Origin of the sequence: Polaribacter sp. Z022 (genome assembly GCF_023555495.1) — a bacterium.
In the GTDB taxonomy this organism is placed as follows: domain Bacteria; phylum Bacteroidota; class Bacteroidia; order Flavobacteriales; family Flavobacteriaceae; genus Polaribacter.
In genome coordinates this window covers 104,813-118,274 of record NZ_JALCZO010000005.1, presented here as the reverse complement: position 1 = coordinate 118,274, position 13,462 = coordinate 104,813, and the positions used below count along the sequence as shown (strand labels likewise).

The 13,462-nt window shown below is 29.2% G+C and carries 10 protein-coding genes and 1 tRNA gene; 5 read left to right on the top strand and 6 right to left on the bottom strand.

Translation table 11 applies throughout. The annotated features are described in order from the left end of the window. Positions 1-17: 17 nt before the first annotated feature. Positions 18-1,628, bottom strand: coding sequence for a phosphoenolpyruvate carboxykinase (ATP) (gene pckA / locus MPF13_RS12280; RefSeq protein ID WP_249982899.1), 1,611 nt, complete (start codon positions 1,626-1,628; stop codon positions 18-20). Positions 1,629-1,719: 91 nt separating this feature from the next. Further along, on the bottom strand, positions 1,720-2,103 hold the full coding sequence (locus MPF13_RS12275; RefSeq protein ID WP_249982898.1) for a DUF423 domain-containing protein: 384 nt from the start codon (positions 2,101-2,103) through the stop codon (positions 1,720-1,722). Positions 2,104-2,172: 69 nt separating this feature from the next. Here MPF13_RS12275 and MPF13_RS12270 point away from each other — a divergent pair, with 69 nt between their 5' ends. Next, a complete protein-coding gene (locus MPF13_RS12270; protein WP_249982896.1) occupies positions 2,173-3,543 on the top strand; it encodes a saccharopine dehydrogenase family protein in 1,371 nt (456 codons plus the stop codon). Here the strand turns inward: MPF13_RS12270 and MPF13_RS12265 are convergent, their stop codons facing one another. The 4 genes from MPF13_RS12265 to MPF13_RS12250 form a co-directional block, all read right to left on the bottom strand. Continuing rightward, the gene (locus MPF13_RS12265) at positions 3,544-4,212 is read right to left on the bottom strand and encodes a tRNA1(Val) (adenine(37)-N6)-methyltransferase (protein ID WP_249983083.1); all 669 of its coding nucleotides are present in this window, start codon (positions 4,210-4,212) and stop codon (positions 3,544-3,546) included. It abuts the gene before it with no gap. A gap of 129 nt (positions 4,213-4,341) precedes the next feature. After that, positions 4,342-4,428 (bottom strand) — tRNA-Ser (locus MPF13_RS12260). Then, the gene (gene rimM, locus MPF13_RS12255; protein WP_249982894.1) at positions 4,427-4,951 is read right to left on the bottom strand and encodes a ribosome maturation factor RimM; all 525 of its coding nucleotides are present in this window, start codon (positions 4,949-4,951) and stop codon (positions 4,427-4,429) included. Before rimM ends, MPF13_RS12260 begins: the two co-directional genes overlap by 2 nt. Positions 4,952-4,970: 19 nt before the next feature. Next, on the bottom strand, positions 4,971-5,507 hold the full coding sequence (locus MPF13_RS12250) for a 30S ribosomal protein S16 (protein ID WP_249982892.1): 537 nt from the start codon (positions 5,505-5,507) through the stop codon (positions 4,971-4,973). 318 nt (positions 5,508-5,825) lie between these two features. On the opposite strand from MPF13_RS12250, the gene dnaE reads away from it, so the two are divergent. The 4 genes from dnaE (at position 5,826) to MPF13_RS12230 (ending at position 13,387) form a co-directional block, all read left to right on the top strand. After that, positions 5,826-10,163, top strand: a complete 4,338-nt coding sequence (gene dnaE, locus MPF13_RS12245; RefSeq protein WP_249982890.1) for a DNA polymerase III subunit alpha — start codon at positions 5,826-5,828, stop codon at positions 10,161-10,163. Between the two features lies 1 nt (position 10,164). Beyond that, a complete protein-coding gene (locus tag MPF13_RS12240; RefSeq protein ID WP_249982889.1) occupies positions 10,165-10,782 on the top strand; it encodes a hypothetical protein in 618 nt (205 codons plus the stop codon). A gap of 69 nt (positions 10,783-10,851) precedes the next feature. After that, on the top strand, positions 10,852-12,702 hold the full coding sequence (locus MPF13_RS12235) for a hypothetical protein (protein ID WP_249982887.1): 1,851 nt from the start codon (positions 10,852-10,854) through the stop codon (positions 12,700-12,702). A 1-nt stretch (position 12,703) separates the two neighbouring features. Beyond that, positions 12,704-13,387, top strand: coding sequence for a hypothetical protein (locus tag MPF13_RS12230; protein ID WP_249982885.1), 684 nt, complete (start codon positions 12,704-12,706; stop codon positions 13,385-13,387). Positions 13,388-13,462 lie beyond the last annotated feature (75 nt).

Here is a 13,462-nt window from a genome sequence, read left to right as displayed (position 1 = left end):
ATAAAAACAAAAAACTACTAAAATGCATAACGTTGTGGACCTCCTCTTCGGATTTCTTCGTTTGCAAACTTTTCATACTTTTTAAAGTTATGTCTAAAAGCGTTTGATAATTTAAAAGCTTCTTTATAATAAGCCTCATCATCATTCCAAGTTGCTCTAGGGCTTAACAATTCTGTAGGAACTCCAGGACAAGTTCTTGGTTGTGCTACTCCAAATACAGAGTGAATATGATAATCTTCGTACGTATAATTTCCTAATTTACCTTCTAAAACAGCTGTAATCATTGCTCTTGTATACTTTAATGGCATTCTTCTACCAACACCATATTTCCCACCAGACCAACCTGTATTAATTAACCATACATGTACCCCAGCTTCTTGCATTTTATTACTTAACATTTCTGCATATTTTGTAGGATGTAATGGCATAAATGGAGCTCCAAAACAAGCTGAAAAACTTGGAGTAGGCTCATTAACTCCAGCTTCTGTTCCTGCAACTTTTGCAGTATAACCAGAAATAAAATGATATGCTGCTTGACTAGGTGTTAACTTAGATATTGGAGGTAAAACTCCAAAAGCATCTGCTGTTAAAAAGAAAATGTTCTTTGGGTTTTCTCCTATTGAAGGTGTTTTAATATTTTCTATGTGATTAATAGGGTAACTAACTCTTGTATTTTGAGTAATTGAAGTATCTGTAAAATCGATAACTCCATTTTCATCCATAATTACGTTTTCTAAAATTGCACCTTTTTTTATTGCTGCAAAAATTTCTGGCTCTTGTTCTTGTGATAAATTAATCACTTTAGCATAACAACCTCCTTCAAAATTGAAAACTCTATTTTCTGATGTCCAACCATGTTCATCATCTCCAATTAAACTCCTTTCTGGATCTGTAGATAATGTTGTTTTTCCTGTACCAGATAATCCAAAGAAAATTGCAGTATCTCCTTCTTTACCAACATTTGCAGAACAATGCATTGGTAAGGTGTTTTTATAAACTGGTAAAATAAAATTAAGTGCAGAAAAAATTCCTTTTTTAATTTCACCTGTATAACCTGTTCCTCCTATTAATGCTATTTTTTTACTAAAATTTAATATTGCAAAATTGTGTTGACGTGTTCCATCAACTTCTGGGTTTGCCATAAATCCTGGTGCATTAATTACTGTCCATTCTGGAGAAAAATTTACCAACTCCTCTTCTCTTGGACGTAAAAACATATTGTAAGCAAACATATTGCTCCAAGGATATTCATTTACTACTCTAATATTTAATTTATAATTTTCATCTGCACAAGCATAACTATCTCTTACATAAATTTCTTTTTCAGATAAATAATTGACAACTTTATTATAAAGAGCATCAAATTTTTCTGATTCAAAAGGAATATTAATATCACTCCACCAAACAAGGTCTTTAGTTACTTCATCTTTTACAATAAATCTATCTTGAGGAGACCTTCCTGTAAACTCACCTGTATTTACTGCAATTGCACCTAAAGATGATGCTACACCTTGTTCATTTTTAATTGTTTCTTCATGTAACTCGTCTGAAGTTAATTGATAACGAACTTTTGCATTTTTGATTCCTAGACTATTTAACGAAATCGATTTCGTACTTGTATCTACCATATCAATGTTTTTTAATTATAGTTGTAATTATTATGAGGCAAAATTAAGCAATATTTCCTTATCGCTTTAATTATTATATAAAAATTATCATTTATTTATTTTTTAACGATTTATTTACGAATATGATAATTAAATAAATCCAACCAGATATAAAAGTAAGTCCCCCTAATGGCGTTATAAACCAAATTGAATTAGCTGTTAAAGTTGTTAAATGGATTAGATAAATTGATCCAGAAAAAAGGAATATCCCTAAGAAAAATAAAAAAGAAATTCTATTCTTTTGAGATTTTGAAAACCCATTATAAGTATTAATGAATAATAAAACAATTACGTGATACATTTGATAACGCACTCCAGTTTCAAAACTAGATAATTCTGAAACAGTTAACGTATCTTTTAAAGCATGAGCTCCAAAAGCACCTAAAACAATTGCTAACATTCCTAAAACACAAACAAAAATTAAATTTTTAAACATTTTTAGTAGTTTTTGTTAAATTTTAAACAAAAATAGTATATTCGTTTTTTACAAAAATAGGTTTTATAGATGAAAAACATTTTAATTATTGGTGCAGGAAAATCGAGTTCTTATTTAATTAAGTATTTACTTGAAAAATCTGATGAAGAAAATTTACATTTAACTATTGGTGATATTTCTACAGAAAATTCTAATAAACTTATCAATAATCATAAAAATGCAGAAAGTGTTGTTTTAGATGTATTTAATGAAGAACAACGTAAGTATTTTATCAATAAAGCAGATATTGTAATTTCTATGTTACCTGCAAGATTTCATCTTGAAGTTGCTAAAGATTGTATTACTTATAATAAAAACCTAGTAACTGCTTCATATATTTCTAAAGAAATGAAAGAATTAGATGAAAAAGTAAAAAGAAAAGGTTTGGTTTTTATGAACGAAATTGGGGTTGATCCTGGTATTGATCATATGAGTGCAATGCAAGTAATTGATAACATTAGAAATAATGGTTCTAAAATGTTATTATTTGAATCTTTTACTGGTGGTTTAGTTGCACCTGAAAGTGATGATAATTTATGGAACTATAAATTTACTTGGAATCCAAGGAATGTAGTTTTAGCAGGTCAAGGTGGAGCAGCTATGTTTATTCAAGAGGGAACTTATAAATACATTCCTTATCATAAATTATTTAGACGTACAGAGTTTTTAAATGTAAACGGAAGTGGAAAATTTGAAGCTTATGCAAATAGAGATTCTTTAAAATACAGAAGTATATATGGTTTAGATAATATACCAACTATGTATAGAGGTACTATTAGAAAAATTGGTTTTTCTAGAGCTTGGAACATTTTTGTTCAACTTGGTATGACAGATGATTCATATACTATAGAAAACTCTGAAAACATGAGTTATCGTGATTTTGTAAACTTATTTTTAGCTTATTCTCCATCAGATTCTGTAGAATTAAAACTACGTTCTTATTTAAAAATTGATCAAGATGATGTAATGTGGGAAAAATTAGTTGAACTTGATGTATTCAATCCAAATAAAAAAATTGGGTTGAAGAATGCAACTCCAGCTCAAATGCTTCAAAAAATATTATCAGATTCTTGGACATTAAAAGAAGATGACAAAGACATGATAGTTATGCAACACATATTTGGGTATGAGCATAAAGGAAAAAAACATCAAATTGAAAGTAGTTTGGTTGTAATTGGTGAAAACCAAACTTATACTGCAATGGCAAAAACTGTTGGACTACCTGTTGGTATTGCTGCTTTAAAAATACTAAAAGGCGAGATTAAAACTCCTGGAGTACAAAGACCAATTACAAAAGAAGTTTACGAACCTATTTTAAATGAATTAAAAAATTATGGAATAAAATTTACGGAAAAGAAAGTTCCATTTTTAGGATACAACCCAAACCATATAACTGGTTAATTACATTTTTAAATAAAAGTCTTTAGTTAAATTAATATATGCTTCTGTATATTGATGACGTTCTATTTCTATGGTTAAATTTTCTTCGATGATGTTATTTTCTTTAAAAGAAAACTCTAACAAAATTCTTTTAATTTCAGAAGTTGGGTTTCCTTTTATTCTACAAATCTTATTTAAAAACAACTGTTTTTCTTTTGCCAAAGCAATAAAATTTTCTTCTTCTCTAAAAGGGATAATTGTTGAAAATTTTCCGCTTGCAGATAATATTTTAGAAACTCCTAATAATAATTCTTCAAAAGATAAAGAAGTTGTAAAACGTGCTTTATTTCTAGCTTCATCATTAGTTTCAAAATTATCAGTATAAAATGGCGGATTAGAAACTATTAAATCATACGTTTCTTCTTCTTCAGCAATTTCATCAGCAAATTCCTGAAATGTAGCATTGTAACAATACAAACGATCTCCCCAATCAGATTCTTCAAAATTAGCAACAGTTTGCTCGTAAGCATTTTCATCAATTTCAACAGCATCAATAGTCATAGCATCAGAACGTTGTGCAATCATTAAAGAAACAACTCCTGTACCAGATCCTACATCTAAAATAGTATCAGGAAAATCTTCTACAGAACACCAAGCACCTAATAAAACTCCATCTGTACCAACTTTCATAGCTGTTTTATCTTGATGTATTGTAAACTCTTTAAACTTAAATGGTTTAGACAAAATATCTTACTATTTTAAACTAAAAATTCTGTGCATTTTAACACAGAACTTTCTTAAATTAATATTATTTTTTTGCAGAAAGGAAGGGATTCGAACCCTCGATACCATTACTAGTATACTACCTTTCCAGGGTAGCTCTTTCGACCACTCAGACACCTTTCTAAATATACAAAGCTATTAGACCTTCTGGTGTTTCAACTTGTATTTCTTTATTTTCTCTATCCACTTTTTTAATAAAATCATCTATCATCGGAATAAAGATTTCTGTTCCATTTCTATCAATTTCAAAAAGTGGTTGTGCTGCTTTGTCATTTATATGTACAATCTCACCAACTTCACCAAAATTTGCATCAACTACAGTAAAACCAATTACTTCATGAAAATAAAACTTGTCGCCTTCAAGTTTAGGCAACATTTCTAAAGGCAAATAAACACCACATTTTAAAATTGAATCTGCCTCTTCTTCAGAATACACATCTTCAAACTGTACACGTAACTGATTACCTTTATGCAAAGAACTTTTATCAATAAAAAATGGAACCAAATTTGCGCCGAATTCGACGTAAACTGATTCCATATTTTTGTACAACTCAGGTTCATCTGTATCTAATTTGATAACAACTTCACCCTTAAAACTATATTTTGTTACGATTTTGCCTAAATAAAAACAATCTTCTTTACGCATACTCGTAGAACTTTATAATTTACTCAGCTGCTTTTTCTGCTGCTTCATCAATAGTTTCAGCTGCTGCTTCAACTTCTTCAGTAGCTTCTTCAGCAACCTCTTCCACAACTGGTTTAGCTGCTTCAATTCTTGCTTCGTTTACTGCTTTTTCTGCTGCAAGAGCTTTAGCTTTAGCATCAGCTTGTGCTGCACTTAAACCTTCTTCTTTAGCAGAAATTTTAGTTGCTTTTTCTTCTAACCAAGCTGCAAATTTAGCATCTGCTTGCTCTTGAGTTAAAGCACCTTTTCTAACTCCACCAGCTAAATGATTCTTTAACATTGCACCTTTGTAAGATAAAATGTTTTTAGCAGTATCTGTTGGTTGAGCTCCATTTTGTAACCATTGTACAGCTTTATCAACGTTTAAGTCAATAGTTGCAGGGTTCGTGTTTGGGTTGTAAGTACCTATTTTTTCTAAGTATCTACCATCTCTTTTTGCACGAGCATCAGCAGCAACAATCCAATAGAATGGCTTACCTTTTTTACCGTGTCTTTGTAATCTAATCTTTACAGACATAATTTGTTAATTTTTTGAGGTTCTCGACCTCGATTATTAATAATCTTACCATCTCGTAGTAAGTGGGCGCAAAAATACAAAACCTTTTTTAATCTAAAACACTAATTTTCAATAATTTTTAGGGCGTTTTAACAGGCTTTCACTACTCGCTTTTTTTCATCCTTCAAAAAGAGCTCAAACAAACCGTTCAATCCTTAACGCACTCACTAACAATCAATAAACAATCGTTAATAACTTCTACTTAAAAAATCCATCAAAAAAAACTATTTTTACATGTTCGTTTAAACAACTAAACGCTGCTACAAACACTTTTTTTTCATGTACTTAATTTTCGATACAGAAACCACTGGTTTACCTAAAAGTTGGAACGCTCCAATAACAGACACAGATAACTGGCCAAGGTGTATTCAAATTGCATGGCAATTACATGATGAAATGGGAAATGTATTAGAACACAATGATTTTCTAGTGCAACCAGATGGTTTTAACATTCCTTATGATGCAGAAAGAATTCATGGAATTTCTACTGAATTAGCAGCAGAACAAGGAATTAGTTTAGATGAAGGTTTGCAACTTTTTAACGAAGCTTTAAAAAAAACGAAGTTTATTGTTGGTCAAAATGTAGGTTTTGATATTAATATTATGGGATGTGAATTCCATAGATTAGGAGTTGAAAATAATTTAACTTCTCTCCCTCTTTTAGATACATGTACAGAAAAAACTGCTACTATGTGTCAAATTCCTGGAGGTCGTGGAGGAAAATTTAAACTACCGACTTTAACAGAATTACACAATCATTTATTTGGTGTTGGTTTTGGTGAAGCGCATAATGCAACTGCCGATGTTGAGGCAACTACGCGTTGTTTTTTAGAATTAATTCGTTTAAGAGAATTTACAAAAGAACAATTAGATGTTGACGAAGATTATTTTAAAAATTTCTCTGAAGCAAACCCAAAACCAATTCAGGTAATTGGTTTAAAACACATCAATCTAAAAAAGGAAAGTGATAAAATTCGCCAACGCTTAGAAAAGTTAAAAGGTGTTGAAGAAACAAAATCTACTTCTGATGGTTTAGCTGAATTAAAAAACGTTCAGTTTGCTCACTTACACAATCATACACAGTTTTCTGTACTGCAATCTACCATGCAAATTGGTAATATTGTAAAAGCAGCAGCTAAAGATAATATGCCTGCAGTAGCAATGACAGATACTGCAAACATGATGGCTTCATTTCATTTTGTTAGTGCAGTTTTAAACCACAATAAATCTGCAGAAACTCCAATGAAACCAATAATTGGTTGCGAGTTTAATGTTTGTGAAGACCATAAAAACAAGTCTCAAAAAGACAATGGTTATCAAGTTGTTTTATTAGCAAAAAACAAAAAAGGGTACCATAATTTAGCAAAAATGTCTTCTATAGCTTTTGTGGATGGTTTCTATTATGTTCCAAGAATTGATAGAGAAGTTATTCAGAAATACAAAGAAGATATTATCGTATTAACAGGAAATTTATATGGTGAAGTACCAAGTAAAATTCTAAATATTGGAGAAAAACAAGCTGAAGAAGCATTGCTTTGGTGGAAAGAAGAATTTAAAGGTGATTTTTATATTGAGTTGATGCGTCATAATCAACAAGATGAAAAAATTGTAAATGAAACTTTAATAAAATTCTCTAAAAAGCATGATGTTAAAATTGTTGCTACTAACAATACTTATTATCTAGAAAAAAAAGATGCAAATGCACACGATATTTTATTGTGTGTAAAAGATGGAGAAAAACAAGCTACACCAAAAGGTAAAGGACGTGGCTACAGATATGGTTTACCAAACGAAGAGTATTATTTCAAATCTTCTGATGAAATGAAAGCTCTTTTTGCAGACTTACCAGAAGCCATCATTAACATACAAGAAATTGTAGATAAAATAGAAATTTTTACGCTTGCTAGGGATGTTTTATTACCTGCTTTTGATATTCCTGATGAATTTAAAGATGCAAAAGATGAAGAAGATGGAGGAAAACGAGGTGAAAACAACTTCTTAAAACACTTAACTTTTGAAGGTGCTAAAATTCGTTATGGAGAAATTACAGAATCTATTAAAGAACGGTTAGATTTTGAATTAGAAGTAATTGAAAAAACAGGATATCCTGGTTATTTTTTAATTGTTGAAGACTTTATAAGAGAAGCAAGAAAAATGGATGTTGCTGTTGGTCCTGGTCGTGGTTCTGCAGCTGGTTCTGTTGTTGCTTATTGCCTTTGGATTACAAATATTGATCCTATTAAATACGATTTACTTTTTGAGCGTTTCTTAAATCCAGAACGTGTTTCCATGCCCGATATTGATATTGATTTTGATGATGAAGGTCGTGGACGAGTTATGGATTATGTAATTGATAAATATGGTGCAAATCAAGTAGCACAAATTATTACTTATGGTACAATGGCTGCAAAATCTTCTATTAGAGATACAGCCAGAGTTTTAGATTTACCACTTTTTGAAGCTGATAGAATTGCAAAACTAATTCCAGGAATTAAACTAAAAAATATTTTTGGAGACGACCCTAAAAGTTTAGGTAAAGTTGCAGGATTAAGAGCAGAAGAAAAACAATTAGTAGAAGAACTAAAAAGCATGTCTTTTGGAACAGATTTAGTTTCAGAAACTATTAACAAAGCTACTATTTTAGAAGGTTCTGTCAGAAACACAGGTATTCATGCATGTGGCGTAATTATTACTCCTGGTGATATTACCAACTATGTTCCTGTTGCTCTTGCAAAAGATTCTGACATGTATGTTACCCAATTTGATAACTCTGTAGTAGAAAATGCAGGTTTGTTAAAAATGGACTTTTTAGGTTTAAAAACATTGACTTTAATTAAAGACACTGTTAAAATTGTAAAAGCAAAACATGGTGTAGAATTAGATCCAGAAAACTTTCCTTTAGATGATATAAAAACCTATGAACTTTTTCAAAGAGGAGAAACTGTAGGGGTTTTTCAATATGAATCTCCTGGAATGCAAAAACACATGCGCTCCTTAAAACCAACGGTTTTTGCAGATTTAATTGCAATGAATGCTTTGTACAGACCTGGACCAATGGAATATATTCCGAGTTTTATCAACAGAAAACACGGAACAGAAGACATTGAGTATGATTTACCTGCCATGGAAGAATATTTGGCAGAAACATATGGAATTACAGTTTACCAAGAGCAAGTAATGTTACTATCGCAAAAATTGGCAGATTTTACCAAAGGTGAAGCCGATGTTTTACGTAAAGCAATGGGTAAAAAACAAATTGCGGTTCTAGATAAGATGAAACCAAAATTCATTGAACAAGCAGCTGCAAATGGTCATGATGAAGAAAAATTAGAAAAAATTTGGAAAGACTGGGAAGCCTTTGCAAGTTATGCCTTTAACAAATCTCACTCAACTTGTTATGCGTGGATCGCTTATCAAACTGCATATTTAAAAGCACATTATCCTGCAGAATATATGGCTTCTGTACTTTCAAATAACATGAATGATATTAAATCGGTTTCGTTCTTTATGGAAGAATGTAAACGAATGGGATTAGTTGTTTTAGGTCCAGATTTAAATGAATCTTATTTAAAATTTTCTGTAAATAATGAAGGTGCTGTACGATTTGGAATGGCAGCTGTAAAGGGAGTTGGAGCTGGAGCTGTAAGAGCAATTATAGAAGAGAGAAAAGAAAATGGAAATTATACATCTATTTTTGATTTAGCAAAACGTGTAGATTTAAGAGCTGCTAATAAAAAATCTTTTGATAGTTTAATTAAAGCAGGTGCTTTTGATTCTTTTACTGATACACATAGAGCTCAATATTTTGCTACTGATGAAAAAGGATTGACATTTTTAGAACGCGCCATGAAATTTGGAAGTAAACATCAAGAAAACCAAAATTCTGCACAAGTTTCTATGTTTGGAGAAACCTCTACTGTTCAGTTTCCAGAACCAGATATTCCTGAATGTGAAACCTGGGGAACCATGGAACTTTTATCGCAAGAAAAAGAAGTAATTGGTATATATATTTCTGCACATCCTTTAGATGATTTTAAAAATGAAATGATTTTTTGCAACGCTGCATTAAAACATTTTAAAGATGATTTATCAAAATATGTAGGAGCAAACTTAACTTTTGCAGCAATTATTACAGATGTGCAACATAGAGTTTCTAAAGCAGGAAAAGGTTGGGCAATGTTTACTATGGAAGATTATGGAGACAGTAATGAATTTAGAATTTTTGGTGAAGATTACTTAAGAATGAAACACTTTTTAGTGCCAAATTCTTTCTTATTTGTTAGAGCAACCATTCAACCAGGTTGGACTAATAAAGAAGGGGTTACTGGAGAACCAAGATTAAAATTTACAGAAATGAAATTATTACACGACATTATGGATGAGTTGTGTAAAAAAATTACCATTAAAATACCTTTAAACGAAATTAAAGCTGATACAATTTTAAATTTAGAAACCATTCTTAAAAATTCTCCTGGTAAACAAAATTTACATTTTACTATTTGGGATGCTAAAGAAAAGATTGAAGTAAGTTTACCTAGTAGAAATACCAAAATTAATATTTCTAATGAGTTATTGGCTACATTAAAAAGCCAACAAATAGATTTTAAATTGAATTAATATGATATTTTTTTATAACGGTAAAAAACCATCAAAAGGTTTTGGTATTGCAAATAGCATTCTACTTTTAGTTGTTTTATTAGCTGTTATTTTCATGTTTTCTTTATTAGATAGTTTTGATGATTTCGAAAAATATTTTATAGAATTACTTATAGTCCTAATAATTGGAATAGGAATGTTTTATAGTTTCTTTAGAAAAAAATCAAAACTGCATACATATAAAATTGAAATTAAGGATAATTTCTTAAACATAGACTCTATAAAAATTCCGTTAGAAAATATTCAACTCTCAATATTCAAGAAATCTAATAAGTTTTGTAGATATCATCTTTTTGATGAAAAAGGAGTTCTATCAATTTATTCTATTTATAAAGATGACTTATTAGATTATATTTCTAAGAATCATCCTAAAAAAACTATAGAGTCTACAGAAATTTCATCATCAAAAAATGGAGAATACGTAAAAGTAAACACTAACATTGAAAAACTGGAATATAATTTAGAAACCGGAAATTTTTCCATAGAAAAAGAAGGTAAAGTTGTTAAAAAACTTACTCCAGAATTATATGTTTATGATCCTAGATATAAACAAGGAATCCCTTTTAATAAAAGAAAATAAAACGACCAAAATTCAACAAAATAAGTAAATAAATTATAAGTTGAATTTGTATCTTTGTTTAAAAAGTTAATGAAAAACCTTTACCCTAAATTGTTACTTCTGGTAACAATAATTCTTTTTTCATCTTGTGAGTTTAAATTTTCTGAAGATTATTATAATGAAATTGAAGTTTTAGACCCTTCAATTTCTTTTGTTTTACCTAATTTTTCTACTGGAGAAACAATTACAAAACCAAAATATATTGAATATAGCTTTACATCAGTAAAAAATACTTTAAACCATATTAATTTTTATGTTGATAATAAATTTATCACCCAAAACTATAATGAAGATGACAGCTTTTTCTTAGATATAACAAATCTATCTCAAGGAAATCATACTCTAAAAATAGAAATAATTATCAATTCTAACACTGGGAGTTTAGCTGAATTAACAGTAGGAGAAACTTATGTTGCATCTCAAAATTTTAATTTTGATGTAAACAAAGAAGCAATTCCATTAAATATAAATTCTGTAGAACTTATAGATGGCTCTATAAAAGTTAGTTTTGACTCTTATGAATTAGTAGACGAAATAGAACGTTCTATTTCACCTTATTTGAATATCGAAAATGATGGAAATTACAACAGCATTATATTAACCAAACAAGATGTTGCAAACGGATATTATATTGATACAAATTCTATTGGAACAAATATTGAATACAAAACACTTATTGAAAATTATTACAATAATGTATCTAGTGAAACAAAATCTATAACAATACCAGATACTTTTAATTTTCAATTTGAGTTTATAGATGATAACACCACAAAAATAAAATGGTCTAAACATGCACTTTACAACAACATAAGTAGTGTAGATTTTCATTTAGGTGTTAATAACATCTATACTTCTCTTGATGTGAATGGTGGTGAAAAACTATTATCTACTGCAATCAATTTTGGGTTTGAAGAAAGCTATTCTCTAAATTTTAATTCAAAAAATGGTTATAATTCTAATACTTTATATCTAAAAGTAAATAGAGGTGAAAAATTTGAGACTCCTGATTATTATTCTTACAGAAAATTTGTTCACTTACCAAAGTCAAATAAAATTTATGCTTTATTAATAGAGGCTACACAAAATTATCCTGCTAATAATCAAGTAAAAATTATAGAATTTAATCCTGATACTTTTGAAATTACAAACACAACAATAGTAACAACCACCACCAATTATTTTGGTGATTTAACGGTTGATAAAAACGAAAACTTATTATTAGATTTAAATTCTAAATCTATGGTTATTGATGGTAATTCTCTTTCTAAAATATCTGAGCATCACATAAATGATTACTCTGAAAGAGAATATGGAAGTTTAGTTAGATATCGAGAAAACACTTTGATAATAGACAATATAAATACTTACAACACTGTAAAAATATATGATATACCTTCAAAAAAACAACTTTTATCAGAAAGAAAATCAGAGTTTTTTGGGATAACTTTAAATGGAAAATATTTTAGTTTATTAGACAAAATTTACAAAAAAGAAAATGAAACTTTAACCTTAATTCATCAAACAGATAACAATTCTAATATCATTGGTTTTCAAGAAAACTCTCAAAAAAACACCATTTACTTTAATTCATATAACAGTAAATTATCTGAGCTTAACACAATAACAAATACAAGTACTGAACTTTCAATTTTTGACAACTTAAATCCAAGATATTTCAACTTTTTAGAAGACCAAAATAAGTTTTTAGTTTTTACAAAATCTTATAACTCAGACACAGAACTTCACATCATTGATGCTGCAACAGAAGTCAGAAAATCAATTAAGTTATATAATTCTAGAATTAATGGACAAGACTATTTTTTCTTTAACAATACGCTTGTTTCTATAAGAGGATTTTACATAAAAGACTATCTGTAACATGAAGAAAACAATAACAGTAATTGCTTTTATTTTAAGTATAAATGCATTCTCACAACAAGGAAAAATTTTTATTGAAACAAATTACAATTCTTTTTCGCATTCTAGTTTGTCAGATTTTCAACAAGAATTTAAAGCAGATTTAGCTCCAATCACATTAAAGACTGTAGATGATTTTCCTGCAAATATAGGTTTTACTTTAGGGTATGAAATTGTAGACTCTAATTCTGCATTATTCTTAAGTTATAATTCAACTGGAGGCAAAATATCCTATTCAGATTATTCTGGTATTGTTAAAATTGAAGAATCACTGAGTGCTATTACATTTGGTGCAATCTACTTTTTAAATCTTTCAGAAAAAAAAGATTTTAGAATTGGGTTTAGAGGATTTTCTATGTTTTCTCGGTTCAATTTAAATAGCTTTTCAGAAATCTCAAATAATATCCAACAAGATAATTTCGATTTTCAATCTACTGATTTTGGACTTGGAGCTCAATTAAACTATGAATATCCTTTATCTTTTTTGATTTTAAAAGCAAACATTGGTTTTGATATTACTTTTGGAGGAAAATTAATATTTGACGATAATAATGAAGCATATTTAACTAACAATTCTAACAACAAAGTAACCACAGGTTGGTCTGGTTTAAGATCTGGTATTGGAATTGCAATTCCAATAAATTAAATAAATACTTAATTGCAAAACTTGTTCTAAAAAAAGATTAATGTCTATTTTTGTAACATCAATTTTAGTAAATTA

What these genes read in the sequence shown, in the direction of transcription:
- pckA (WP_249982899.1), bottom strand. Translation starts at nt 1,628, where the DNA reads ATGGTAGATACAAGTACGAAATCGATTTCGTTAAATAGTCTAGGAATC.
- MPF13_RS12275 (WP_249982898.1), bottom strand. Translation starts at nt 2,103, where the DNA reads ATGTTTAAAAATTTAATTTTTGTTTGTGTTTTAGGAATGTTAGCAATT.
- MPF13_RS12270 (WP_249982896.1), top strand. Translation starts at nt 2,173, where the DNA reads ATGAAAAACATTTTAATTATTGGTGCAGGAAAATCGAGTTCTTATTTA.
- MPF13_RS12265 (WP_249983083.1), bottom strand. Translation starts at nt 4,212, where the DNA reads ATGAAAGTTGGTACAGATGGAGTTTTATTAGGTGCTTGGTGTTCTGTA.
- rimM (WP_249982894.1), bottom strand. Translation starts at nt 4,951, where the DNA reads ATGCGTAAAGAAGATTGTTTTTATTTAGGCAAAATCGTAACAAAATAT.
- MPF13_RS12250 (WP_249982892.1), bottom strand. Translation starts at nt 5,507, where the DNA reads ATGTCTGTAAAGATTAGATTACAAAGACACGGTAAAAAAGGTAAGCCA.
- dnaE (WP_249982890.1), top strand. Translation starts at nt 5,826, where the DNA reads ATGTACTTAATTTTCGATACAGAAACCACTGGTTTACCTAAAAGTTGG.
- MPF13_RS12240 (WP_249982889.1), top strand. Translation starts at nt 10,165, where the DNA reads ATGATATTTTTTTATAACGGTAAAAAACCATCAAAAGGTTTTGGTATT.
- MPF13_RS12235 (WP_249982887.1), top strand. Translation starts at nt 10,852, where the DNA reads ATGAAAAACCTTTACCCTAAATTGTTACTTCTGGTAACAATAATTCTT.
- MPF13_RS12230 (WP_249982885.1), top strand. Translation starts at nt 12,704, where the DNA reads ATGAAGAAAACAATAACAGTAATTGCTTTTATTTTAAGTATAAATGCA.